The sequence below is a fragment of the Aeromonas sp. SrichE-2G genome, assembly GCF_017939565.1.
GTDB lineage: Bacteria > Pseudomonadota > Gammaproteobacteria > Enterobacterales > Aeromonadaceae > Aeromonas > Aeromonas taiwanensis.
Genome location: NZ_JAGKRG010000005.1, coordinates 193,462 through 218,084, shown reverse-complemented (window position 1 = coordinate 218,084; position 24,623 = coordinate 193,462). Strand labels below are relative to the sequence as shown.

Below are 24,623 nucleotides of genomic sequence, written 5' to 3'. Positions count from 1 at the left end.
ACGAACAAAAAATGAAAATTTTAGTCATTTAATATCAATGGGTTACCAGTAAATGCTCTCGTGCCATATGACTTATTCGCACCTTCCCTAGCTAAAGCTTTGTATGTCGACTAAAAGGTCTGTTGTTTCTCGCCTCATTTTTTTATGAAACAAAGCTTCAATGTCGCTATCCCTTGCTGCTGCAATATTTTTTATACCAAAAACCTCGATAAGAAATTTACGCATATCTTTAACATCAAATAGATCGTAATTCATGATTGTTTTTGATTCGTATCTATTGTGCTTAATTTCATGAATTGCCTTGCTGAAGCTAGGTGGGGAAGCTGGAACTTTATATCTAGCAATTAGTTTCTTTACATAATTATCGAGGATGTAAAGTTGAGAGAAGTCATTCATCTCAGAAAAAAAGAACAACCATCCTTTGCATTGTTTTTCATATATGCACCCAGTTATTCTAAGATGTAATCTCCAGTTTAGATATTCGATTCTTTTATCTTTGGCATATTTATATGAGGTAAATATCGATGCCAGGGAGTTCTTAAGGTTATCTACAGAGCTTTTTCTGGATGAAATAATCCGTTTGTGGTTCTTGTAACTGAGTTCATAACCAAGATATGAAAGTTTTTCTGTAGTAGAGCCAATCTTTGACTTCTCAGAGGAAGTTGTTATTTCATGTGTATTTAGGCCTAAACTTACAAAGTCAGATTTTAAACTATCTGCAATATTATGACTATCGGAGTGTTGGCACAAAACTAGAATATCATCAACATACCTAAAGTATTTACACGTTTTTTGATAATGGTATTTTTTGTCTGTATCAAAAAGATATATATATGCAAGGATATTAGAAATTGATGTTCCCTGTGGAACGCCAATAAAGCTTGGGGTACTTGCTCCTCCTGCACAACTGACAGTGGGAGTGGAGACTGCGGCCATGATAAGCCTGCAAGCGCTCTTTGGTATATTTGTTTCCAATATCGAACTTAAAATATCATGCCTGATGCTAGGGTAAAAATCCTTCACATCGAGTTTAATAAACGTATCGAAATCATCTATTGTTGAAATGACATCCTTAATCATTTGTTGCGGTAGTGCTTGTGTTATACTTTCTTTATATGTATCGAGAAGATAATCACAAAGACACCGCAAGGTAATTCTATCTCTGATCGTTGGAATGGAAATCTCTCTTGGTATCTTCCCTCTTCCTTTACTGATTAGTTTTAGTTTATAGTTTGTGAAACGATATTTATCGTTTAACACCTTCCTATTTATTGTTGTCAGTTCTCGCTCTAAGGTTTGGCTAAAGATTTCGTGAGTGACATTATCAATCCCAGAAGACATGGATTTAGCTATTTTCTCGGAATAGCATTTTTCAAGCCTCTCTACTTCAAAAAAACTCTCAAATGACTTTGATTTCATTTTTATTGTCACCGCACATAATGAAGCGAAGGAATTTCAATTTTATAAGTTTGTGTGGAAGGTGCTATGTATGACGGCAATAGAAGCACTATAATTGGCAGGGAATATATTGCAATCAATAGCACAAGACGTTTTATTTTATTTACGTTATTTTCTATCCGAAGATGACACGTTGGCTTTTTACTTAAGCGCTGTCTGCCATCTTTATCGTTTTTTGAATATTCACTGATGATCGCAGCACCATAATCGGAAGATGAGTGATTCTCGCAAAGTGAACAGGTGTAATTATATTTATCTTCGATTTCATATAACTCTGAGAGGGAAGTTTCTTGATGAATGCGACTGTATATTGACGTCAAGGACTCATAGCATTGCTTTACACTATCAGCTCGTTCTTTATATCTTAGGGTGCTAATAAATATAGATGCAATCATTGTTAGAATAGAAAAGGAAAGCCAGCTGACGTTAGCCAAATCATTGGCATTATCAAATTTCAAATAATAAACAGCTATACATGTAGAGAAAAACGAGTAATAAAGTAAAACAACTTGAGTTTGAAAATGATTGGATAACAACCTTTTCTCAGTCTGCATTCTTGCTCTACTGGTCCACCATATTCTTGCTTTAAGAGTTTCTTGTAACACTAGTTCATCTCCAGAATGGGCTCCCGAGGTCTCATCTATGAGCATCTATCGCTTGCTGGAGCAAGCAGGTTAACCAAACGAGCAGAAGCACGTTTCTCTGTTACTGTCATCCATTGCTGGACAGCAGAGGCTATCTATACGATCTCCTCTACACCTCGGGAGTTTCATTATGCTAAAGGCATAGTCAAATGGAATCAATGTAAAATGGCGCAGTTGTTCTTCATCCGACATCCCGCACCTGATTGGGGATTTTTTTCCGGCGACGATGCCTACACGCTCACAACAAATGGCAACATTGAGGTGCTGGCAGTGGAGGCGGTGGCAAAAGTTAAAATGCTCAGATTCATACTTCCCCCCCGTGAAATGATGTGAACTGTTACTCAACGGAGTATTATTACGTGGCAAGGTGAGTGAAGTCACTGGTTTTCTCAATTCGATTCTGCTTGTGTGAACGTCATCACCATTTAAAATGCAAAAATTAGGTGCGGAATGATCGATCACATTAAACAACCGCACCGAACGACCATCGCTGAGCTGGTCATGCATAAAGTCCATCGACCAACAGTGATTCGGTTGGTCAGGGACTGCCAACGGCTCCGGCTTGGCCCGCACTAGCCGCTTCTTGGGTTTTATCCGCAGATTGAGCTCTAGCGCCCGATAGATCCGGTAGACCCGCTTGTGGTTCCAGCCAAAGCCTTTGACGTTACGCAGGTACAGGAAGCACAGTCCGAAACCCCAGTTGCGCTGGTTGGCGGTGAGGCGCAGCAGCCAGTCGGCAATCTCCTGGTTTTCATCAGCCAGCACGGGCTGATAACGGTAGCAACCCTCGCTCACCTTGAACACCTGGCAAGCCAGACGGATAGAAATGGCGTAATGAGCCACAGCCTTGGTCGCCATCTCCCTGCGGGCAGATGGCGTCACCACTTTTTTGCCATCGCCTCGGAGATGATCTCAGCCTTTAGGCGCTCCTCGGCATACATCTTCTTAAGGCGACGATTTTCCTCTTCCAGCTCTTTGAGGCGCGCCATGAGAGAGGCATCCATGCCACCGAATTTGGAGCGCCACTTGTAGAAGGTGGCGGAGCTGATGCCATGCTCACGGCAGAGCTCAGGGACGGGTGAACCAGACTCGGCCTGCTTGAGGATGGCGATGATCTGTGCATCGCTAAAGCGTGATGTTTTCATGTAGAACCTCCTGCGTTCAAGATACGAGAAAATTCTACTTATGAGCACCTCAGTTTTTCGGGGGGATTACCTGAGCAATATGTCTTTGTCGAACAAAGAGTTGTGGGAACAGGGTAAGGAGATGTTGGAAATCTTGGGTATCCATGATGAATGCCCTCAAGGTGATGACCTATTCCAAGACTAGCCTTCCAACACGTAATTGGGACTGTGCCTAATTTTAATGCCTATAATAATATGAAAAAATTCAGTATTGAGGCCGTCATGAAAGACGACCTCAATATGAAGTAAGTATTATGCTTGCACTGTAACAGGTACGTGGACTGGTAGTTGATTATGAACCCAGTTATTCAACTGTAATGCCCTAATCCCGTCAGAATGGACATTAGGATCGCCATCTAGAGACCTTAGTGTGACGATAATTGAAACAGGCAAAGCATCTTGTAGAGGTGCTTCAAAAGCTCGTAATGTTAGTCCTGCTTGAAGAGCCCAGTTTTCCCCTTCACACCCTCTTGGGAACCTTTTTCTATGAATTTTAACTGGAGACCACTTTCCTCCATGCTCAATCTGAGCGATCTCGTAACCACTGTCACCATCCTCTCCTTCCATGGGAACCCGTCCCGTTATATTGTCGCCATCTAAAACACCAAAGCTTAGCTCAACATTCGCTCTAACATATTCACTCCCTGCACTAGGGTCTAGAGGTGGTGCATAAGTGGCAGTTATAACTATTTCCCCACGAAACTTTCCATCTTTTATTAGTGAGGATGGGATAGGATAATTTGGTTTCCGCCATCTCATTCCAGGAATAAGATTTGCTTCGAACACAAGGGTGAAACTGTCGTCACTATCAAAAAGTACACCCATAATGTCATCTGGTCTACCAGAGCCGAAGTATCGGCGTTCAAAAGGGCTATAATCTGGCGATGATAATTGAGCTGAGTGAATCATCAATGCTTTGATTAATGAAGGGTTAGGAGTTAACTCCGGATGCTCAGAAATGGCTTGCCATGCATGTGCCGCCATGCTGGAAGCAACGGGTGCAGCAAAGCTAGTGCCAAAATTACCTGTGAGTTGATTGTATGGTGTTAACACATTCAAGCTGCTTGAGCCAGCAGCCCATGGGGTGTGTACCCCACCACCCACATGACATATATCAGGTTTAGGTGTAAATACTGGACCAGGACCACGACGTGAATAGGGGGCTGGTTCTCCAACCATGGATAATGCACCAGAACCATCAGCATGTGTTATTGATGCAACCGTCAATGCCCTCACTGACTCACCAGGGATTGATACTCGATCAGTTTTTATCGCGGGATTAGGCCAACTTCGGCGAGGAATATCAATATAATTTCCCGCAGCGACGACAAATAAAATCCCATATTCATCACTGAGTTCGTCAAGTAACATAGAAAAATCACTAAACTCAGTCTCGCTGCAAGCCTGTGCGCCGAGAGACAAATTCCAGACCTTTATTTCTGGTTTTTTTCGTACTGCCTCACGTAAGCGAAGCTCAAGATCACTCATGGAAGATCCATTTACTTCCAGTGCAATAACATCATGTACTGTACACTGAGTATTCGGGAGCCAAGAATTTCCTTTATTAAAATGAGAACCCGCAGATACCAAAGACGCCACTGCTGTGCCATGAGCATAATCAGTATCAGGTGGAAGAATATATGTATCTTTAGATATGATCCAACCTGATATAGCGCTCGCATTAGGGCTAACACCAGTATCAAAAACTGCAACAGTAGGTGTCATTGACAAATTAGGGATTGATGAATCTGCTTTCAGGTCAGCATTGAAATTACTAGATATAAGCATTGACGACCTAAAGATTGGCTCGGCAATAATCTGCCTCATTCCTGGATATGTTAGAAGAAACTCAAGTTTATCTTTATCTAAAAGATCTAACTTATCCACAGAGAAAAGTGGAAGCCCACGGTGACGTTGTAATTCACACCCCTTTATCCCCAGATAACGGAATAGACTAATAACTCCATTGTAATTACTTACGTTAAAATCATCCTTCGCATACTGAAACAGTCTTATTATCGCCCGGCCTCTTTCTAACAAATAGTCAACGCCTTCTGGGTTACGTTTCTGACGAGTCCAAGGTTCAATGGTCTCAATAGCACTCAGATTTGCTTGAATCGCTTTGGTATTTCTCTTAAGAATTATATCTCTTAATTTATCAAGCGACTCTCTACCACCCGAAACCAGCATTTCATTTATTGCAGCATGACCTGCTGAGGCAAGTCCTGACTCAGCAGTTACAGTTATGGGTCTATGAGTCTTAGCTATACCAATATCTCTGAGTTTAAAGATAATGGTAGACTGGTATCCTGGGTGCTGCCTTTGCTCATCCAAAAGATGACCTGCTGCGATATCCAAGCTCTTGGCAAGATTCTGTCTATAGTTATCATTTATCTCAACGAGAATCTTTCCACCACCGCCACCATTTCGATCAATTGAACCAAGGTCTTGGCTTGAAAAGGGAACATGTATAAATGGGTTTTCTACTTTTGCTTTCAACCCTTCTCTAGACGGTGGAGCAGATTTCTTCGCCATTTAAGTTCATCTCCTTAAGAACATTGGTAACATGGCGAGTGGAGATCTTATAGAGTTTAGCTAGACTCCTATAGGAAAATCTCTTTGAATCCCAAGCTCTCAGCCATCTAATTTCAGACTCAATTGTTGATAAGAGAATTCCATTAGCTAGTGCAATCGTCAATCCCAAGCGACGAAAAAGTTGAGCTTCATCAATTTCTGATGCTCCAGAAAGAACTACATTACGTTTTACATCTAAGCATATCTGCTCGATATTGGCACCAGTAACTCCTTCGGAAGCAACTACAAGCCCATCCATGTCTAATCCAGTTGGTGCAAATGGCTTCAAAAATTGCTCCCATAGCAGACATCTTAGTGAGTCATCAGGAGCTGGCATTGGAATGCGAAAGCCAAAACGCCGCCAAATGGCTGGGTCTAGTAACTGATCATGATTTGTGGCAGCAACCAAGATTGTTGAATCAGGAAGGGCATCAATATTCTGCAACAAAGCAATGACTACTCGTTGTAGTTCACCAACATCCCTTTCATTACCGCGAGCTCCAGCGAGTGCATCAAACTCATCGAGAAAGAGGATGCATGGAGATTGCTGGGAATATTCAAACACTCTGCGTAAGTTACGGCTTGTTTGTCCCAGTAGGCTACTAACCAATGTATCGCACCGAACAGTTAGAAGAGGAAGTTCAAGCCGTGCAGCAACATAACGAGCGAGTCTAGTTTTCCCTGTGCCTGGAGGGCCGTACACAAGCAGCCTGCTCGGCATTGCTACTCCAGCTTTAGCCAAGTCATCATAGTGATTGATATTCACTAAATATTCAGATACTCGTTCTTCAATTGCACTGGGGAGCAACAAATTCGTCTCGCCTAGTATCGGATGGCTAACGTCAACAGTGTGTAAGCGACTTTCCCCATCAACTGGCAAGTTACCAAAGCTGATCCCTCTAGATGCATCCTGAGCACTTGCAAGAGCTGCTGGAGCCCGCGCTAGTCGCTCTCTTATCATGAGAGCTTGGCGAGTCTCTCCACTCTGCTCAAGTTTATCAGCCAATAAGCCCGCATAGTTTGTAGCCATACTTGCATTTGCTTTCAGCGCTCCATCCAGAATTTTAAGAATCTCAGATAAATGTTCCATAACAAATGAATCTCAGTCGTCGCATCGTTTCATTGTAGCGCACTCCTGCCACGAAATTCTCGGATTTTGTTTCAGTTTTTCTGTGTTTTGTTTCGAATTTTGGTTTGATAGTTCCGCTTGAGTGACATCGGCTGGAGCAGGCTAATCCTAGACACTCAGCTTACAGGCACATCAAACAAGCCTCGATTAAGGCTCTTCATCGATCTAGAAGCTTTTTATTGACCAGAAAGTCACGAGAGCTTGAAGGTTAGGACTTGACAAACACGCCAAAAATAAGAATTGCTGTGATAAGAATGAAGGCTACTTGATTTAGAGCATGATAAGGAATATCGCGTCTTTCGAGGCCGGTTAGCCGCCGTGGAGGATATGCTGAAGTATTGATTTACTAGGGACCTGGTTCAGACATAGGTTGTGAGACGGGCCATTTAGTGGATACTCATTTTCGTTTCGGAGGATTCTTGTGATCTTGCAGCTTACGCTGCATGGGGCCACACCCAAGAGACTGCCATTAGGGTATCTCTTGTCCCCCATAACTACCTGTCGTTGTCACATTTCAGTTTAACTCGCTGTCCGCAAAAACAAATATTGACCCTACCCATGAGACTAATCGTGCCTGTTGATCTCGAATCAGCTAGTTACTCCTTTCCAAATAGCTCATGGTTGTCGGTGATGATGAGCTGATGAATCAGAGCAGCCTCAACAGGACTCATTCGAAGTGGGATGTCGTGTTGCAACCTAACGCCCTGTTAGTACAGTTGCACCGAAATCAACTCAGCAAAGCGGTGTGCGTGGCTGGCAGCTTGGTTTGGTGGTAAAATCTTGACGTGTTGGGAGCCCCCAACTACACACGACTATACACGCAAAGAAAAGTGCGTTAAGTTATTGTTTATTAGACTCTATTAGGTAGAGTCGTCCTGATTTGCAATCAGATAGAAGAGTCCAACATGTTCAGACCAGAATTGCTCTCCCCCGCCGGGACCCTCAAGAACATGCGTTACGCCTATGCCTATGGCGCCGACGCCGTCTATGCGGGCCAACCCCGCTACAGTCTGCGGGTACGCAACAACGAATTCGATCACGAGAACCTGCAACTCGGCATCAACGAGGCCCATGCCCTGGGCAAGCAGTTCTACGTGGTGGCCAACATCCAGCCCCACAACTCCAAGCTCAAGACCTTCATCCGTGACATGCGTCCCGTGGTGGAGATGAAGCCGGATGCCCTCATCATGTCCGACCCCGGTCTCATCATGATGATGCGCGAAGCCTTCCCCGACATGCCCATCCACCTCTCGGTGCAGGCCAACGCGGTCAACTGGGCCACGGTGAAGTTCTGGCATCAGATGGGCCTGACCCGCGCCATCCTCTCCCGCGAGCTCTCCCTGGACGAGATCGAGGAGATCCGCATGCAGGTGCCGGAGATGGAGCTGGAAGTCTTCGTCCACGGCGCCCTGTGCATGGCCTACTCCGGCCGCTGCCTGCTCTCCGGCTACATCAACAAGCGTGACCCCAACCAGGGCACCTGTACCAACTCCTGCCGCTGGGAGTACAAGGTACACGAGGGCAAGGAAGACGAGGTGGGACAGATCGTCCACCGTCAGGAGCCCATCGCCGTACAGAAGGTCGACCCGACCCTGGGCGCCGGCAAGCCGACCGATGCCCTGGTGCTGCTGGAAGAGTCCAACCGCCCTGGCGAGTTCATGACCGCATTCGAGGACGAGCACGGCACCTACATCATGAACTCCAAGGATCTGCGCGCCGTCGAGCACGTGGAGCGCCTGACCAGGATGGGCGTGCATTCCCTCAAGATCGAAGGGCGTACCAAGTCCTTCTACTACTGCGCACGCACCGCCCAGGTCTATCGCAAGGCCATCGATGATGCAGTGGCCGGCCGGCCGTTCGATCCGACCCTGATGGGCACCCTCGAGAACCTGGCCCATCGCGGCTACACCGAGGGCTTCCTGCGCCGTCACAACCACAGCGAATACCAGAACTACGACTACGGTTACTCGGTCTCCGACACCCAGCAGTTCGTCGGCGAGATCACCGGTCGCAACGGTGACATGGTCGAGGTCGAGGTGAAGAACAAGTTCCTGCTGGGCAACAGCCTGGAGCTGATGACCCCGCAAGGCAACCTCAGCTTCAATCTGGAGCAGATGCAGAACCGCAAGGGCGAGCTCATCGACACCGCGCCGGGCAACGGCCACGTGGTCTATGTGCCGGTGCCCAAGGAGATCGACGTGAACTACGGCATCCTGCTGCGCAACCTCGGCGAGCGTCAGGATACCCGCCAGCCTCACTCGGCCGCCTGAGATGTCCCTGCTCATCACCGACAAGTGCATCAACTGTGACATGTGCGATCCCGAGTGTCCGAACCAGGCCATCAGCCTGGGGGACAAGATCTACGAGATAGATCCGGATCGCTGCACCGAATGCGTCGGTCACTACGAGAAGCCGACCTGCATCAGCGTCTGCCCCATCGACTGCATCATTTGGGATCCCGCCCACGTGGAGACGGAAGATCAGCTGATGGAAAAGTTCGTGCGGATGCACAGGCAGTAAATAAAAAAGCCGGGATTGCCCCGGCTTTTTTATGCGCATCGATACGCGCTTCAGGATTTGACCAGCTTCTGCAATGCCTCGAGTTCGCGCTGGGCCTCCAGTAGTTCGGTCTGGGAGGCTTCGAGTTTCGCCTGCTTCCTGGCTATCTTGTCCGGCTTGCCCGCCACCCGCGCACTCTGCAGATCCGCGAGGCGCGCTTCCACCTCCTCCTGCAGTTTGGCGACCCGCTGCCGCTGCTCCTCGAGGAGCCCCGCGTCGGTACAGTGCGCTTCGATGTTGCGCAGGGCCTGCTCCAGGCCGGCCACCCGCTCTGCGTTGTCATGCGCTCTGGCGAACGCGAGCTGCTCCGTCACCGCCTGGTGCTTCGCCTTGCAGCCGACGCTCTCACTGCCATAGGCCTGCCCGGCCAACAGCAGCAAGCCGATCCCGGCAATCTTCCACATAACGACCTCTTTGTTCTGTCATACTGGATGGCCGCCCATGAGACCTGACTCCCCCTTGCAGGTCAAGGCGCGGGGGCCGGGGTTACGACAAGGTCTTGCATTGCATCAAAGCCTGCGCCACGTCGGTGACGCTACAATGCCCTTTTCAGCCAGGAGCCCTTCCATGACCCCACAGATCCTCATCGTCGCCAACGGCGCCCCCTACGGCAGCGAGTCCCTGTTCAACGCCCTTCGCCTCGGGATAGCCCTCCACGAGCAGGAGAAGATAGAGCTCAACCTCTTCCTGATGTCGGATGCCGTCTGCGCCGCCCTCCCGGGGCAGGCCCCTGCCGAAGGCTACCACCTGCGCCAGATGCTGGAGATCCTGCTGGCCCAGGGCACCCGGATCCGGCTGTGCAAGAGCTGCAGCGATGCCCGCGGCATCACCCCCCTGCCCCTCATCGAGGGCATCGAGATAGGTACCCTGCCCCTGCTGGCCCAGTGGACCCTGGCCGCCGACAAGGTGCTGACCTTCTAACCATCAGGATCCGGCTCTGGCACTGGCCAACGTGGGTCTCGGGATCCGGGTGCTCAGGCCATAGAGCATCAGGATCATCAGGCAGAGCAGCGCCATCAGGGCGTAGAGGATGGCGCCTCCCCAGTGGGCCAGGATCCAGCCTCCCAGCAGGGCCCCCATGGCGATCCCGAGCCCGGAAATGGAAGCCGCGCCGAAGTAGCTGCCCTTCAGGTGGCTCGGCGCCATCTGATCGACCAGCACGTTGAGCAGAGGAAAGAGGATGCACTCCCCGACGCTCAAGAGGACCACCGCCACTATCCAGTGCCACCAGATGGCGGTATCCCCGAGCGCAAACAGCAGCTGGGCGCCGAGAAAGAGCGCCACCCCGAGTTGCAGCCTGCGCCGGGTCGGCCAGGCCGCCGTCAGGTGCAGCAGGGGGAACTGCAGGATCACTATGGTCAGCGCATTGGTCGTGACCAGCCAGCCGATGAGTCGCTCCACCTCCGGCGTCCCCGAGCGAGTCAGATACTGGATGAGCGGCGACTCGAACTGGGCATAGACCAGCATCAGCAAGAGGTTTGCCATCGTCAACAGCAGGAAGCCCCTGTCCTGCCAGAGCACCCGCAACACGGCGCGCATGCCGGGCCCGGCGGCCTGGCTTGCCTGGCAGCGGGCCAGCCGGAAGCCGGTGGCGAAGACGATCGCGAGCAGCAGGTAGCTGGCACTGAGCAGCAGGAAGGTTTCCTGCCGTGCGCTCAGGCCATAGGTGACCCCGAGCAGAGGGCCGATGGCCGCCCCCAGGTTCAGCAGGAAGTAACGCAGATGCAGCGCCAGCTCGCGGGCCTTGGGCTCGGCCAGGTTGTCGGCCATCAGCGCCTTGCCCGGCGAGTCGATGAGCCCGTAGGAGAGGCCGCTGCCGATCACCCCGATGGCCAGCCAGGTCACCTGATGGGAGAGGCCGAGCAGCGCCACGCTTGCGGCGGAGATGACGCAGCCAAACAGCAGGATATTGCGCCTTCCCCACTTGTCCGACAGCCAGCCCCCGTAGAAGCTCACCAGGGTGGAGAGCGCCGCCGTGGCCCCCAGGATGGCGCCGATCAAGGTTGCCGACAGGCCGTAGTCACGGTAGAGCAGAATGGAGAGAAAGGGCCAGACCATGAAGAAGGTGGTGCGCACCATGAAGGTGCCCAGGATGACGATCCAGACCAGGGGAGTAAACAGCCTGAGAGAGGCCCACGACATGTTGCACGTCCTTATGACAACCGGAGGAGAGTCGTCCCTTATAACAATTGGCGCCAAAAGGAACAAGTCATCCCCTTCCAGGGGCATGGCGCAGACATAAAAAAAGCCGACCAAGAGGTCGGCTTTTTCAACGAGCGGCGGCTTATTCAGCAGCAGGCGCTTCGGCAGCAACCGGAGCGGCATCAGCAGCCGGAGCAGCGGCTTCGGTCGGGGCGTTCGCTTCCTTGATGGAGAGACGTACGCGGCCCTGACGGTCCACTTCCAGTACCTTCACCTTCACCACGTCACCGATCTTCAGGTAGTCGGCCACGTTCTGCACGCGTGCATCGGTGATCTGGGAGATGTGTACCAGACCGTCTTTGCCCGGCAGGATGTTGACGAAGGCGCCGAAGTCGGCCAGACGAACGACCTTGCCTTCGTAGATGCGGTTCACTTCGATCTCGGCGGTGATGGCCTCGATGCGGCGGATCGCTTCCTTGGCAGCGTCACCGTCAACGGCGGCGATGCGGACGGTACCGTCATCATCCAGCTCGATGTTGGTGCCGGTCTCTTCGGTCAGGGCGCGGATCACGGAACCACCCTTGCCGATGACATCCTTGATCTTCTCCGGGTTGATCTTGATGGTGTGGATGCGCGGGGCGAAATCGGAGATCTCGGCACGCGGAGCCTGGATGGCTTCGTCCATCACTTTCAGGATGTGCAGGCGAGCACCACGAGCTTGCTTCAGGGCAATCTCCATGATCTCTTTGGTGATGCCTTCGATCTTGATGTCCATCTGCAGGGCAGTTACACCTTCGGTGGTACCGGCTACCTTGAAGTCCATGTCGCCCAGGTGATCTTCGTCACCCAGGATGTCGGACAGCACGACGAAACCTTCTTCTTCCTTCACCAGACCCATGGCGATACCGGCGACGGAGGCCTTGATCGGCACACCGGCGTCCATCAGCGCCAGGGAGGAACCACAGACGGAGGCCATGGAGGAGGAGCCGTTGGATTCGGTGATTTCAGAGACCACGCGCACCACGTACGGGAACTCGTCGGCGCTCGGCATCACGGCAGCAACGCCGCGCTTGGCCAGACGGCCGTGACCGATTTCGCGGCGCTTCGGGCTGCCCATCATGCCGGTCTCACCGACGCAGTATGGCGGGAAGTTGTAGTGCAGCATGAAGCGATCGGCGCGGTTCCCGGTCAGCTCGTCGATGTTCTGGGCGTCACGCTCGGTACCCAGGGTCGCAACGACCATGGCCTGGGTTTCACCACGGGTGAACAGGGCCGAGCCGTGGGCGCGCGGCAGTACGCCGGTGGCGACGGACAGGGCGCGGATCATCTCGGGATCCCGGCCATCGATGCGCGGCTCGCCACGAACGACGCGACCACGGACGATGCGGCTTTCCAGGCTGTGGAACTCTTCGCCGATCTTCTTGGCATCTTCTTCCACGCCGGAAGCGATGACTTGCTCAACCACGCGAGCCTTGATGGCACCGATGGTTTCGTAACGCACGGCCTTCTCGGTGATGCGGTAGGCTTCACCCAGATCGCTGGTGGCCAGCTCGGCAACCTTGGCTTTCAGCGCTTCGTTGACAGCAGGCGCAGTCCAGTTCCACGGCTTGGTGCCGACGTCGGCAGCAAATTCGTTGATGGCGTTGATAACGGCCTGCATCTGCTCATGACCGTAGACCACGGCACCCAGCATCACCTCTTCGGAGAGGATGGCCGCTTCGGATTCCACCATCAGCACGGCGTTGGCGGTACCGGCAACCACCAGGTCCAGATCGCTCTGGGGCAGTTCGGTGGTGGTCGGGTTCAGCACGTACTGGCCGTTCATGTAACCCACGCGGGCTGCACCGATCGGGCCGCCGAACGGGATGCCGGAGATGGCCAGCGCCGCGGAGGCACCGATCATGGCAACGATGTCGGGAGAGACGGCCGGGTTCACGGACATGACGGTGGCAACCACCTGAACCTCATTGAGGAAGCCTTCCGGGAACAGCGGACGAATGGGACGGTCGATCAGACGGGAGATCAGGGTCTCGCCTTCGCTCGGACGGCCTTCGCGACGGAAGAAACCACCCGGGATGCGACCAGCAGCATAGGTACGCTCCTGGTAGTTGACGGTCAGCGGGAAGAAATCACGGCCGTGATCGGCCTCTTTCTTGCCAACGACGGTCACGAAGACACAGGTATCGTCCATGCTGACCATGACGGCCGCAGTGGCTTGACGGGCCATCACACCGGTTTCCAGTGTGACGGTGTGTTGACCGTACTGGAATGACTTTACAATAGGATTCACGTGAATTTCCTTTTTACAATTTGGCGCTTTAAATTCGCGTGCAAGTATACTTGATTCGCATCAAAAGGTAAGCGGAGACGTTAATTCTGTGAGGCAGGCAACGGCCCGCATCCCGCTTGAGAAGAGCAATAAAAAAGGGGAACCCGGAGGTTCCCCTTTTTCGCGAAATCTGATGGTCGATTAACGACGCAGACCCAGCTTGGCGATCAGAGCAGCATAACGCTCGGTATCTTTACGCTTCAGGTAGTCCAGCAGCTTACGACGCTGGGAAACCATGCGCAGCAGACCACGACGACCGTGGTGATCCTTGGCGTGCTCCTTGAAGTGACCTTGCAGATGGTTGATCTGGGCAGTCAGCAGGGCAACCTGCACTTCGGGGGAACCGGTGTCGTTGGCGCCACGAGCGTTGTCGGCAACGATTTGCGCTTTGATCTCAGCATTTAGAGACATGATGTTACTCCAGTAGAGTGTTTAAAGGTTCACAGCCAATCTCTAATTCAGCCGTGAAATGAGGGCGGTATCATAATCGCAGCCGCCCCTTTTCGCAACGAGAAAAAGGGGCGGCAGTCCATGACCGCCGGAGGATCACTCCTCGTCGTGGTAGCGCACCAGACGCTTGGGCGCCACGCGCCCTTCGTCGTCGATCTCACCCACCCCGATGAACTCGCGCTCCGGGCCGACCGTCATGCGGACCTGGCCGCTCTGCGGGCTACCGGCCACCTGCACGGCCTGACCCTGGTTCACGTAGGCGGCCACGGCCACCTGCATGTTCACCTCGGGCAGGGACGCCACGGCGGTATCCATCGGCAGCAACAGGGGATCCAGCTGCTCCCGCGGCGGGATGCTCTCGGCCTTGGCCTGCTCGAAGATGCACTCGAGCTGCTCCAGGGTCAGCATCCGATCGTACGGATAGCTGGCCACCTGGGTACGGCGCAGCTGGGTGACGTGGGCGCCACAGCCCAGCACTTCACCGAGGTCGTCCACCAGGGAGCGGATATAGGTGCCCTTGCTGCAGTGCACTTCCAGCTTCACCTCGTTCCCTTCAAACCCGAGCAGCTTGAGCTCGAAGATGGTGATGGGACGGGCTTCCCGCTCGATCTCGATGCCTTCGCGGGCGTACTCGTAGAGCGGGCGGCCATTGTGCTTGAGGGCGGAGTACATGGACGGCACCTGCATGATGGGGCCGCGGAACTGGTCCAGCGCCTCGATCAGGGTGCCCACGGCCACGTCCACCGGACGGGTGGAAACCACTTCGCCATCGGAGTCGCTGGTGTTGGTGCGCTCGCCGAGCTTGGCGGTCACCTCATAGCGCTTGTCCGCCTCCAGCAGGTACTGGGAGAACTTGGTGGCTTCGCCCAGGCAGATCGGCAGCATGCCGGTCGCCAGGGGATCCAGGGCACCGGTGTGGCCGGCCTTGGCGGCGTTGTAGATCCGCTTGACCTTCTGCAACACATCGTTGGAAGTCAGGCCGGTGGGCTTGTCCAGCAGCAGGATGCCGTGTACGTCACGGCCCTTGAAACGACGTCTTCGGGACATCTCAGGCTTTGTCCTCAGTAGTGTCATCCGGCGCGGCTTGCTCCTCGTCACGACCGGCTTCGGTCATGCGGCGCTGGTCCTCACGGATGGTATTGGTCACCAGGTTGGAGAGACGCATCCCCTCAACCAGGGTCTGATCGTAGAAGAAGCGCAGCTCCGGCACCACGCGCAGACGCATGGCACTGCCCAGCAGGCTGCGGATGTAACCGGCCGCTTCGGTCAACGCCTTGAGCCCTTCCTTGATGCGCTCGGCATCGTTTTCCAGCTGCAAGAAGGTGACATACACCTTGGCATAATTGAGGTCACGGGACACTTCCACATCGGAAACGGTCACCATGCCGATACGCGGGTCTTTCACCTCGCGCTGCAGAATGAGCGCGATTTCGCGCTGGATCTGCTGTCCGACCCGACGGGTCCGGCTAAATTCTCTGGCCATATTCTATCCTGCGATAAAAGGGGGCCGCGGCCCCCTATTTAATCTGACTCTTGGCTTACAGAGTCCGTTGGATTTCAACGGTCTCGTAAACTTCGATCTGGTCGCCTTCACGCACGTCGTTGTAGTTCTTGACCGCGATACCACACTCGTAGCCGTTCTTGACTTCGTTGACGTCATCCTTGAAGCGACGCAGGGATTCCAGCTCGCCTTCATAGATAACCACGTTGTCGCGCAGAACGCGAATGCGGTTGGAACGCTTGACCACACCTTCGGTGACCATACAGCCGGCCACGGCGCCAAACTTCGGCGACTTGAAGACGCTGCGCACTTCCGCCAGACCGATGATCTCCTGACGGTACTCGGGGGCCAGCATGCCGCTCATGGCCTGCTTCACTTCGTCCAGCAGGTCATAGATGACGGAGTAGTAACGCAAATCCAGGCTCTCGGCCTCGATGACCTTGCGGGCAGAGGCGTCGGCACGGACGTTGAAGCCCACCAGGATGGCGCTGGAAGCGGCAGCCAGGGTCGCGTCGGTCTCGGTGATACCACCGACACCGGAGCCGACGATCTTCACCTTCACCTCTTCGGTGGAGAGCTTGACCAGGGCATCGCAGATCGCTTCCACGGAACCCTGTACGTCGGCCTTGATCACCACGTTCACTTCGGACACTTCGCCCTCGGTCATGTTGGCGAACATGTTCTCCAGCTTGGCCTTCTGCTGGCGAGCCAGCTTGACTTCGCGGAACTTGCCCTGACGATAGAGTGCCACTTCGCGGGCCTTCTTCTCGTCACGTACGACGGTGGCTTCGTCACCGGCAGAGGGAACACCGGACAGGCCGAGGATTTCCACCGGCAGGGACGGACCCGCTTCCTTGATCTCGCGACCCAGTTCGTCACGCATGGCGCGCACACGGCCGTACTCCAGACCGCACAGAACGATGTCGCCCTGACGCAGGGTACCTTCTTGTACCAGCACGGTAGCAACCGGGCCACGGCCCTTGTCCAGGAAGGACTCGATCACGACGCCGCTGGCCATGCCGTCAACCACGGCCTTCAGCTCCAGCACTTCAGCCTGGATCAGGATGGCTTCCAGCAGGTCGTCGATGCCTTCACCGGACTTGGCGGAGACGTGCACGAACTGGCAATCGCCACCCCAGTCTTCGGACATGACGTTGTAACGGGCCAGCTCGGTCTTGACGCGATCGGGATCCGCTTCCGGCTTGTCGATCTTGTTGACCGCCACGACCAGGGGCACTTCGGCAGCCTTGGCGTGCTGGATGGCTTCGATGGTCTGCGGCATGACGCCGTCATCGGCAGCCACGACCAGTACCACGATGTCGGTCGCCTTGGCACCACGGGCACGCATGGAGGTAAACGCCGCGTGACCCGGGGTATCCAGGAAGGTGATCATGCCACTGTCGGTTTCGACGTGGTAAGCACCGATGTGCTGGGTAATGCCACCGGCTTCGCCCGCGGCAACCTTGGCCTTGCGGATGTAGTCCAGCAGAGACGTCTTGCCGTGGTCGACGTGACCCATGATGGTCACGACCGGCGCGCGCGGCTTGGCTTCGGAGGTCTCGTCACGGTCGGACAGCACCGCCTCTTCCAGCTCGTTCTCGCGACGCAGCACCACCTTGTGGCCCATCTCCTCGGCGACCAGCTGAGCAGTTTCCTGATCGATCACCTGGTTGATGGTGGCCATGGCGCCCATCTTCATCATCACCTTGATGACTTCGACACCCTTGACGGCCATCTTGTTGGCAAGCTCTGCGACTGTGATGGTCTCGCCGATGACGACGTCACGGTTGACCACGGCCGCCGGCTTGTTGAAGCCGTGCTTCATGGCGTTCGGCATGGCCATCTTGCCACGCTTGCCCTTGCGAGCGCGCGGATCGCGGGAGTTGCGATCATTGCGGTCATCTTCACGACGGCCGACCTTCTTCGGAGCCTTGGCAGCGGCAGCCGTGCGGCGGCTGCTCTCTTCCTTGCGATCCAGCTCATCTTCCGCCGCTTGCGCGTGCTTGTTGGTGGTCAGATGGTAATCGCTGCTCTCTTTGGCACGAGCCGCCTCTTCCTCGGCCCAACGGGCCGCGTTCTGTTCCGCCATGAGACGAGCCTCTTCGGCTTTCTTCGCGGCGAGTTCTTCAGCTTTTTGCAAAGCTGTCTGTTCCTGCTGGCGCTTCAGTTCTTCTGCTTCGCGCTTGGCCATCTTTTCTGCCTCTTGCTGAGCTGTGCTACTGGCTGCTTTGGCGGGCTGTTGAGCCTGTCGAGCCTTTTGTTGTGCCTCGATCCGCGCCTTTTCCTCAGCTTCACGACGAGCCTGCTCAGCCTCACGGCGAGCCTTCTCTTCAGCGTCGAGACGGGCCTTCTCTTCGGCCTCGCGACGAGCTGTTTCTTCTGCTTCCAAACGCGCTTTTTCCTCGGCTTCCGCCTGACGCTGTTCATCTTCCAGCGCCGAGCGTCTTACATAGGTGCGAGACTTGCGCACTTCTACCTGCACTTCCTTGTTCTTGCCGCCAGTACCTTGAACACTCAGGGTGCTCTTGGTCTTGCGCTGCAAGGTCATGCGGGCAGGGGCGGCAACCTCGTCACCTCCATGCTGTTTCTTCAGATGGGCCAGCAGAGTCTGCTTTTCAGACTCGCTGACCATGTCGTCGGCCTTGCTCTTGCTGATACCGGCATCGACAAACTGCTGGAGAAGACGATCAACCGGTGTGTCGATGTCAGTGGCAAGTTGTTTGACTGATACTTCTGCCATTCATTTTCCTCCGTTTGATCTTAACTAGACTGCTCTTCTCCGAACCAACAGATATTGCGAGCAGCCATAATCAGCTCACCTGCCTTCTCGGCGGTCAGCCCTTCGATGTCGGCAAGGTCATCAATGCCTTGCTCTGCCAAATCTTCTAGGGTGCCGATGCCGCGAGCGGCCAGGGCGTACGCCATGTCACGGCCGAGGCCGTTCAGATTGAGCAGGTCTTCGGAAGGTTCAACACCTTCAAAGGATTCTTCTTTGGCCAGGGCCTTGGTGGTCAGGGCATCCTTGGCACGCTTGCGCAGCTCTTCGACCATGTCTTCATCCAGACCGTCGATGGCCAGCAGTTCGTTGACCGGCACGAAGGCGATCTCTTCCAGGGTGGAGAAGCCTTCTTCCATCAGCAGGCCGGCGAAATCGTCGTCGATGTCCAGGGTGCTGGTGAACAGGGTCATGATGCGGTCGTTTTCGGCCTGGTGCTTGGCACGCATGTCCTCGACGGTCATCACGTTCAGCTCCCAACCGGTCAGCTGGGAGGCCAGACGCACGTTCTGACCATTGCGACCGATGGCCTGGGCCAGGTTGGCGGCCTCCACGGCGATGTCCATGGTGTGGTTGTCTTCATCGACGATGATGGAGGCCACATCGGCCGGGGCCATGGCGTTGATCACGTACTGGGCCGGGTTGTCATCGTACAGCACGATGTCGGCGCGCTCGCCGCTCAGCTCGGCGGAAACCGCCTGAACGCGGGCACCGCGCATGCCGATACAGGCACCGATCGGATCGATGCGGCGATCGTTGGTCTTGACCGCGATCTTGGCGCGGGAACCCGGATCACGGGCAGCGCCCATGATTTCGATCATCTCTTCGCCGATCTCCGGCACTTCGATGCGGAACAGCTCTTTGAGGAAGTCCGGGCTGGAGCGGCTGACGAACAGCTGGGAACCACGGGCTTCCGGGCGCACTGCGTACAGCAGACCGCGAATACGGTCACCCGGGCGGAAGGTTTCGCGCGGCAGCATGTCGTCGCGGAAGATCACGGCCTCGGCATTGCTGCCCAGATCCAGGATCACGTTGTCGCGGTTGCTCTTCTTGACCACGCCGCTGATGATGGTGCCTTCCTTGTCCTTGAACTGATCAACGACCTGGGAACGCTCGGCCTCGCGCACTTTCTGCACGATGACCTGCTTGGCAGTCTGGGTGGTGATGCGATCGAAGGTCACGGAATCGATCTGATCTTCCACATAGTCACCGATCTGGATATCCGGCTGCTCGATCTGGGCCGCTTCCAGGGTGATTTCGGCGTAGGGGTTCTCCATGGCGGCCTGATCCGCGATGACGACCCAGCGGCGGAAGGTGTCGTAGTCGCCGGTCTTGCGATCGATTTCGACACGTACTTCAATCTCGCCTTCATATTTTTTCTTGGTCGCAGTCGCCAGCGCAGTCTCCAGAGCCTGGAAGATCTTCTCGCGGGGGACAGCCTTCTCGTTGGACACAGCGTCAACGACCAGCAAAATCTCTTTATTCATATCCGATAGCCTCGTTAACCAAAGTTCGGCACTATGTTCGCTTTTTGGATATTGGTGAAAGCCAACACCTCGTCCTTACCATCTACCGTCAGGGTGATCATGTCGCCCTGCACGGCTTTGATTACGCCTTTGAACTTGCGGCGGTTGTTTGTTGCCATCCGAAGCGAAACCGCCGCCTCTTGGCCAACGTATTTTTCGAACTGGGCGACCTTGAACAGCGGACGATCCAGACCCGGGGAGGACACCTCGAGGTAGTACTCCTCGGTGATGGGGTCTTCGACGTCCATGATGGCGCCAACCTGGCGGCTCACCTCGGCACAGTCTTCCACCGTCACGCCTTGTTCCGAGTCGATGAAAACGCGCAGGGTCGAATGCTTACCCGCACGGATAAACTCGACACCCCACAGTTCAAAACCCAAGGCAACGACAGGAGCCTCGAGCAGATCGGTCAAACGTTGTTCCAACGTAGCCAAAGTCACCCTCCGAAAAACAAAAAAAGGGCATAAAGCCCAGATAGAGATGGAAACAGAGTAAATTGCACATAACAAAAAGCCCCGATGTCAAATCGGGGCTTGGCGCTTTACCCTGATTGTCGCCTCGCAGCGACCGCCTTCCTGAGCGTAGGAAATGCGTGAAATTTGGTTGCGGGGGCCGGATTTGAACCGACGACCTTCGGGTTATGAGCCCGACGAGCTACCATGCTGCTCCACCCCGCGTCCGAAATCGTGCGAGATTATAGCCACTCCATTCTCGTCACACAAGACTGACTAGCTATAACACACCCGGTCACCCGGGCTTACTGCTTAATTGGTGCCGTGGGCGGGACTCGAACCCGCACACCCTAGAGCACTACCCCCTCAAGATAGCGTGTCTACCAATTCCACCACCACGGCAAAACTCTTACTCGGGAACGTCAGTATCTTTCTTCACTGGCGCTTTGCTCTGCTCAACCTGTTGAGTCTGTTGCAGATTTTCCCATTCACTACCCTGTTTGACCTTGTTACTGGACATGGAACCCAGAACCAAGCTAATCAAGAAGAACAGAGTAGCCAAAATCGCTGTTGTGCGGGTCAGGAAGCTGCCTGAACCACCGGAGCCGAATACGGTATTCGATGCCCCTGCGCCGAAGGAGGCGCCCATATCAGCCCCTTTACCTTGCTGAATCATCACCAGACCAATCAGAGCCAGCGATACCAGCAGATAAACGACCAAAAGAATCTCGTACATTTAACTTGCACCCTTTGCCGCTTCAACGATTCCTAAAAACGCTTTGTCATCAAGACTCGCTCCGCCTATCAGACCGCCATCGATGTCGGGCTGGGCAAACAAATCTCGTGCATTGGTCGGCGTCACGCTCCCACCATAGATGATTCTAACTTTCTCACCTATTACCGGAGTATCCTCCGCCAAGCGACCACGTATAAAGGAATGAACCTCTTGTGCCTGCTCGGGTGTGGCGCATTTACCTGTACCTACAGCCCAAATCGGCTCGTAGGCGATGATAGCATTATCGAAAGCCATCGCGCCATTTTTCTCTATGACGATATCCAGTTCTTCGGCAATCACCTCGAAGGTTCTTCTTGCCTGTCTCGCCGCTCCTGACTCCCCCAAACAGAGGATGGGTATCAGGCCTGCCGCTCTGACTGCCGCGAACTTCTCCGCTACGATAAAACTGGTCTCACCAAAGAGACGCCTGCGCTCGGAGTGGCCAACCAATACATATTGGCACCGTGCCTCGACTAGCATCTCACACGAGACCTCCCCCGTATAAGCGCCCTGTCTATGCTGACTCACATTCTGAGCCCCCAACTTCATCACCACCTGCTCACCGAGCAAAGCGGCCGTGAAGTCGAGATGCACATGGGATGGACACAAGACCACATCTACTCGCTCATCTATGTGCGCTAGGCACTGACCGGCAAACTGTTCTAACCGTGACCTACTACCGTGTAACTTCCAGTTGGCTGCTACAAACGGCTTGCGATGTCCCATCGGCAACTCCCTTGCGAAAGCGGGGCTGATAATATCCAGAGGATGTTCAGCTGACAAGTGCTATTTTCAAATTTTCGAATCGTTTGAACAAGATACAACCAAGACGACTAAAAAGCCGCCTTGACTGCTCATTAAAGCGCCGATTCGACCCGTTGGGCGATGCGCTCTGCCATGTCACGCACCTGCTGCTCGTGTTCACCTTCCACCATGACCCGGATCAGGGGCTCGGTGCCGGATTTGCGCAGCAAGACGCGACCTCGGCCCGCGAGCTCCTCCTCCACCTTGGCCACTTCCTGCTGAACGGCTTCTGCCGCCAGGGGATCCTTGCCTTCGGCAAAGCGGACGTTCACCAGTACCTGTGGGAACTTGCTCATGCCGGAGCGCAGCTTGGCCAGCGGCATCTCCGCGGTGCAAATGGCGGTCAGCACCTGCAGAGCGGCGACGATGCCATCCCCCGTGGTGGTCTGATCCAGGCAGATGATGTGGCCGGAGTTCTCGCCACCGATGCGCCACCCCTTCTCGTTCATCATCTCCAGCACGTAGCGGTCACCGACCTTGGCACGGGCGAATGGGATGCCGAGGGTCTGCAGCGCCAGCTCCAGACCCATGTTGGCCATCAGGGTGCCGACAACCCCCCCCTTGAGGCGGCCGTTGCGCAGGGCATCCCGGGCGATGATATAGAGGATCTCGTCCCCGTCGATGATGTAGCCGGTGCTGTCCACCATCACCAAGCGATCGCCGTCACCGTCGAAGGCGACACCGAGGTCGGCCTTGCACTCCAGCACCTTGGCCGCCAGCGCCTCCGGGGCGGTGGAGCCGACACCATCATTGATGTTGAGACCATCCGGGCTGCAACCGATGGCGATCACCTCGGCCCCCAGCTCGCGGAACACGGAAGGGGCGATGTGATAAGTGGCGCCATGACCGCAATCCACCACCATCTTCAGCCCTTCCAGGCTGAGGTTGCTCGGGAAGGTGCTCTTGCAGAACTCGATGTAGCGGCCGGCCGCATCGTCGATGCGCTGTGCCTTGCCAAGCTCCGCTGACTCCACGCACTTGAGCTCGCTGTCCAGCTCGGCTTCGATGGCCAGCTCGACATCATCGGGCAGCTTGGTGCCATCTGCGGAGAAAAACTTGATGCCGTTGTCGTAATAGGGATTGTGGGAGGCGCTGATGACGATGCCTGCCTCGGCACGGAAGGTACGGGTCAGGTAGGCAACGGCGGGAGTGGGCATGGGGCCCATCAGTATGGCCTTGAGACCGGCGGCGGAGAGACCCGCTTCCAGGGCTGACTCCAGCATGTAACCGGAGATCCGGGTGTCCTTGCCAATCAGTACCTTTCGGGTCCCCTTCTGGGAGAGCACCTTGCCCGCAGCCCAGCCCAGCTTCATCACGAAATCCGGGGTGATCGGGTATTCCCCTACCTTGCCGCGCACGCCGTCGGTGCCGAAATACTTTCTGGTCATTGCCTGTTTCTCGTTTTTCTATTTGGATATGAAATCTTGTCCCGTCATGGTCATCCAGCCGACACGCAGCGCATCCATGGTGGCGCGCACGTCGTGTACCCGGATGATCCTGGCCCCTTGCTGCAACCCGATCAGGGCGCAGGCCAGGCTGCCTGCCAGTCGCTCATCCACCGGGCGAGCGAGCAGGTTGCCTATCATAGACTTTCGCGACATGCCCACCAAGAGCGGCAAACAGTAATCAAGCAACTTGTGCTGCTCGGCCAGCAGCTGGTAGTTGTGCGCCAGTGTCTTGCCAAAGCCGTAGCCCGGGTCCAGCAGCAGCTGCTCGCGCGGGATCCCTGCCGCCAGACAGGCGGCGATCCGCTCGTCAAAAAAAGCCCTCACCTCCCCCAGCAGGTCGTCGTAATGGGGTTTGGCCTGCATGGTTCTGGGTTGGCCCTGCATGTGCATCAGGCACACGGGTACCCCTGCCTCTGCGGCGACGTGCAAGGCGCCCGGCTCTAGCAGGGCACGAACGTCGTTGATCAGGTGCCCGCCAGCGGCGCAGCCCTCCTTCATCACCACGGCCTTGGAGGTATCGAGGGAGATCATCACGTCGAGCTCACGCGCCATGCGCTCGACAACGGGGATGACCCTGTCCAGCTCCTCCTGCTCACTCACGTCGGGCGCTCCGGGGCGGGTCGACTCGCCACCGATATCGATAAGGGTCGCCCCATCGGCCACCATCTCGCTGGCATGGCTCAGCGCCAGATCGATCCGCTTGAATCGGCCGCCATCGGAGAAGGAGTCTGGCGTCACGTTGAGAATGCCCATGACATGAGGGCGTTCCAGTGAAAGGCTGCGCCCCTTGCTGCTTAGTTGCATCATTTCATCTACCTGTAACAAGAACGTCTGACCGTCCGTACAAAGAAAAACCCCGGGCAAGCCCGGGG

At 54.7% G+C, this 24,623-nt stretch carries 20 protein-coding genes, 2 tRNA genes and 1 pseudogene; 3 read left to right on the top strand and 20 right to left on the bottom strand.

Annotation, left to right across the window (positions count from 1 at the left end):
• Nucleotides 1-87: 87 nt before the first annotated feature.
• The 5 genes and pseudogenes from J9885_RS09810 to iteA form a co-directional block, all read right to left on the bottom strand.
• Complete coding sequence (locus J9885_RS09810) at nt 88-1,419, bottom strand: reverse transcriptase domain-containing protein (RefSeq protein ID WP_210549182.1); 1,332 nt, start codon at nt 1,417-1,419, stop codon at nt 88-90.
• A gap of 8 nt (nt 1,420-1,427) precedes the next feature.
• Nucleotides 1,428-2,108: an SLATT domain-containing protein gene (locus tag J9885_RS09805; RefSeq protein WP_210549180.1), complete on the bottom strand. Its 681-nt coding sequence runs from the start codon at nt 2,106-2,108 to the stop codon at nt 1,428-1,430.
• 450 nt (nt 2,109-2,558) lie between these two features.
• Nucleotides 2,559-3,247 (bottom strand): annotated as a pseudogene (locus tag J9885_RS09800) (IS3-like element ISAs22 family transposase); the annotation flags it as partial.
• A gap of 291 nt (nt 3,248-3,538) precedes the next feature.
• Nucleotides 3,539-5,821: a S8 family anti-phage peptidase IteS gene (gene iteS, locus J9885_RS09795; RefSeq protein WP_210549179.1), complete on the bottom strand. Its 2,283-nt coding sequence runs from the start codon at nt 5,819-5,821 to the stop codon at nt 3,539-3,541.
• Nucleotides 5,793-6,950 (bottom strand): anti-phage ATPase IteA, encoded by a 1,158-nt coding sequence (gene iteA, locus J9885_RS09790; protein WP_118854724.1) that lies wholly within the window; start codon nt 6,948-6,950, stop codon nt 5,793-5,795. Before iteA ends, iteS begins: the two co-directional genes overlap by 29 nt.
• A 944-nt stretch (nt 6,951-7,894) precedes the next feature.
• Here iteA and yegQ point away from each other — a divergent pair.
• Both yegQ and J9885_RS09780 read left to right on the top strand, forming a co-directional pair.
• Nucleotides 7,895-9,259 (top strand): tRNA 5-hydroxyuridine modification protein YegQ, encoded by a 1,365-nt coding sequence (yegQ, locus tag J9885_RS09785; RefSeq protein ID WP_134695359.1) that lies wholly within the window; start codon nt 7,895-7,897, stop codon nt 9,257-9,259.
• Between the two features lies 1 nt (nt 9,260).
• Complete coding sequence (locus J9885_RS09780) at nt 9,261-9,509, top strand: YfhL family 4Fe-4S dicluster ferredoxin (protein WP_043762214.1); 249 nt, start codon at nt 9,261-9,263, stop codon at nt 9,507-9,509.
• Nucleotides 9,510-9,559: 50 nt separating this feature from the next.
• Here J9885_RS09780 and J9885_RS09775 read toward each other — a convergent pair whose 3' ends face one another.
• Nucleotides 9,560-9,952, bottom strand: a complete 393-nt coding sequence (locus J9885_RS09775; protein ID WP_210549177.1) for a DUF1090 domain-containing protein — start codon at nt 9,950-9,952, stop codon at nt 9,560-9,562.
• Between the two features lie 163 nt (nt 9,953-10,115).
• On the opposite strand from J9885_RS09775, the gene J9885_RS09770 reads away from it, so the two are divergent.
• Complete coding sequence (locus J9885_RS09770) at nt 10,116-10,469, top strand: DsrE/DsrF/TusD sulfur relay family protein (RefSeq protein WP_210549176.1); 354 nt, start codon at nt 10,116-10,118, stop codon at nt 10,467-10,469.
• 3 nt (nt 10,470-10,472) lie between these two features.
• On the opposite strand, the gene J9885_RS09765 is transcribed toward J9885_RS09770, so the two are convergent.
• From J9885_RS09765 to folP, 14 genes are all read right to left on the bottom strand, one after another.
• Nucleotides 10,473-11,690, bottom strand: a complete 1,218-nt coding sequence (locus J9885_RS09765; protein ID WP_210549174.1) for an MFS transporter — start codon at nt 11,688-11,690, stop codon at nt 10,473-10,475.
• Between the two features lie 142 nt (nt 11,691-11,832).
• The gene (gene pnp, locus J9885_RS09760; protein ID WP_043762220.1) at nt 11,833-13,980 is read right to left on the bottom strand and encodes a polyribonucleotide nucleotidyltransferase; all 2,148 of its coding nucleotides are present in this window, start codon (nt 13,978-13,980) and stop codon (nt 11,833-11,835) included.
• A 180-nt stretch (nt 13,981-14,160) separates the two neighbouring features.
• Nucleotides 14,161-14,430: a 30S ribosomal protein S15 gene (gene rpsO, locus J9885_RS09755; RefSeq protein ID WP_043762221.1), complete on the bottom strand. Its 270-nt coding sequence runs from the start codon at nt 14,428-14,430 to the stop codon at nt 14,161-14,163.
• Between the two features lie 135 nt (nt 14,431-14,565).
• On the bottom strand, nt 14,566-15,516 hold the full coding sequence (gene truB / locus J9885_RS09750; RefSeq protein ID WP_043762224.1) for a tRNA pseudouridine(55) synthase TruB: 951 nt from the start codon (nt 15,514-15,516) through the stop codon (nt 14,566-14,568).
• 1 nt (nt 15,517) lies between these two features.
• On the bottom strand, nt 15,518-15,952 hold the full coding sequence (gene rbfA, locus J9885_RS09745) for a 30S ribosome-binding factor RbfA (protein ID WP_043762225.1): 435 nt from the start codon (nt 15,950-15,952) through the stop codon (nt 15,518-15,520).
• 55 nt (nt 15,953-16,007) lie between these two features.
• On the bottom strand, nt 16,008-18,710 hold the full coding sequence (infB, locus tag J9885_RS09740) for a translation initiation factor IF-2 (RefSeq protein ID WP_043762227.1): 2,703 nt from the start codon (nt 18,708-18,710) through the stop codon (nt 16,008-16,010).
• Between the two features lie 20 nt (nt 18,711-18,730).
• The gene (gene nusA, locus J9885_RS09735; RefSeq protein WP_043762228.1) at nt 18,731-20,233 is read right to left on the bottom strand and encodes a transcription termination factor NusA; all 1,503 of its coding nucleotides are present in this window, start codon (nt 20,231-20,233) and stop codon (nt 18,731-18,733) included.
• Between the two features lie 14 nt (nt 20,234-20,247).
• Nucleotides 20,248-20,706, bottom strand: coding sequence for a ribosome maturation factor RimP (gene rimP / locus J9885_RS09730; RefSeq protein WP_025326064.1), 459 nt, complete (start codon nt 20,704-20,706; stop codon nt 20,248-20,250).
• Between the two features lie 166 nt (nt 20,707-20,872).
• Nucleotides 20,873-20,949 (bottom strand) — tRNA-Met (locus J9885_RS09725).
• 92 nt (nt 20,950-21,041) lie between these two features.
• Nucleotides 21,042-21,126: transfer RNA gene (locus J9885_RS09720), tRNA-Leu, on the bottom strand.
• A 7-nt stretch (nt 21,127-21,133) separates the two neighbouring features.
• Nucleotides 21,134-21,460: a preprotein translocase subunit SecG gene (gene secG, locus J9885_RS09715; protein WP_010633113.1), complete on the bottom strand. Its 327-nt coding sequence runs from the start codon at nt 21,458-21,460 to the stop codon at nt 21,134-21,136.
• Nucleotides 21,461-22,225, bottom strand: a complete 765-nt coding sequence (tpiA, locus tag J9885_RS09710) for a triose-phosphate isomerase (protein WP_043762232.1) — start codon at nt 22,223-22,225, stop codon at nt 21,461-21,463.
• Nucleotides 22,226-22,356: 131 nt separating this feature from the next.
• On the bottom strand, nt 22,357-23,691 hold the full coding sequence (gene glmM / locus J9885_RS09705) for a phosphoglucosamine mutase (RefSeq protein ID WP_210549172.1): 1,335 nt from the start codon (nt 23,689-23,691) through the stop codon (nt 22,357-22,359).
• Nucleotides 23,692-23,709: 18 nt separating this feature from the next.
• Nucleotides 23,710-24,555, bottom strand: coding sequence for a dihydropteroate synthase (gene folP, locus J9885_RS09700; RefSeq protein ID WP_210549203.1), 846 nt, complete (start codon nt 24,553-24,555; stop codon nt 23,710-23,712).
• Nucleotides 24,556-24,623: the final 68 nt, after the last annotated feature.

What these genes read in the sequence shown, in the direction of transcription:
- J9885_RS09810 (WP_210549182.1), bottom strand. Translation starts at nt 1,419, where the DNA reads ATGAAATCAAAGTCATTTGAGAGTTTTTTTGAAGTAGAGAGGCTTGAA.
- J9885_RS09805 (WP_210549180.1), bottom strand. Translation starts at nt 2,108, where the DNA reads ATGCTCATAGATGAGACCTCGGGAGCCCATTCTGGAGATGAACTAGTG.
- iteS (WP_210549179.1), bottom strand. Translation starts at nt 5,821, where the DNA reads ATGGCGAAGAAATCTGCTCCACCGTCTAGAGAAGGGTTGAAAGCAAAA.
- iteA (WP_118854724.1), bottom strand. Translation starts at nt 6,950, where the DNA reads ATGGAACATTTATCTGAGATTCTTAAAATTCTGGATGGAGCGCTGAAA.
- yegQ (WP_134695359.1), top strand. Translation starts at nt 7,895, where the DNA reads ATGTTCAGACCAGAATTGCTCTCCCCCGCCGGGACCCTCAAGAACATG.
- J9885_RS09780 (WP_043762214.1), top strand. Translation starts at nt 9,261, where the DNA reads ATGTCCCTGCTCATCACCGACAAGTGCATCAACTGTGACATGTGCGAT.
- J9885_RS09775 (WP_210549177.1), bottom strand. Translation starts at nt 9,952, where the DNA reads ATGTGGAAGATTGCCGGGATCGGCTTGCTGCTGTTGGCCGGGCAGGCC.
- J9885_RS09770 (WP_210549176.1), top strand. Translation starts at nt 10,116, where the DNA reads ATGACCCCACAGATCCTCATCGTCGCCAACGGCGCCCCCTACGGCAGC.
- J9885_RS09765 (WP_210549174.1), bottom strand. Translation starts at nt 11,690, where the DNA reads ATGTCGTGGGCCTCTCTCAGGCTGTTTACTCCCCTGGTCTGGATCGTC.
- rpsO (WP_043762221.1), bottom strand. Translation starts at nt 14,430, where the DNA reads ATGTCTCTAAATGCTGAGATCAAAGCGCAAATCGTTGCCGACAACGCT.
- truB (WP_043762224.1), bottom strand. Translation starts at nt 15,516, where the DNA reads ATGTCCCGAAGACGTCGTTTCAAGGGCCGTGACGTACACGGCATCCTG.
- rbfA (WP_043762225.1), bottom strand. Translation starts at nt 15,952, where the DNA reads ATGGCCAGAGAATTTAGCCGGACCCGTCGGGTCGGACAGCAGATCCAG.
- infB (WP_043762227.1), bottom strand. Translation starts at nt 18,710, where the DNA reads ATGGCAGAAGTATCAGTCAAACAACTTGCCACTGACATCGACACACCG.
- nusA (WP_043762228.1), bottom strand. Translation starts at nt 20,233, where the DNA reads ATGAATAAAGAGATTTTGCTGGTCGTTGACGCTGTGTCCAACGAGAAG.
- secG (WP_010633113.1), bottom strand. Translation starts at nt 21,460, where the DNA reads ATGTACGAGATTCTTTTGGTCGTTTATCTGCTGGTATCGCTGGCTCTG.
- tpiA (WP_043762232.1), bottom strand. Translation starts at nt 22,225, where the DNA reads ATGGGACATCGCAAGCCGTTTGTAGCAGCCAACTGGAAGTTACACGGT.
- glmM (WP_210549172.1), bottom strand. Translation starts at nt 23,691, where the DNA reads ATGACCAGAAAGTATTTCGGCACCGACGGCGTGCGCGGCAAGGTAGGG.
- folP (WP_210549203.1), bottom strand. Translation starts at nt 24,555, where the DNA reads ATGCAACTAAGCAGCAAGGGGCGCAGCCTTTCACTGGAACGCCCTCAT.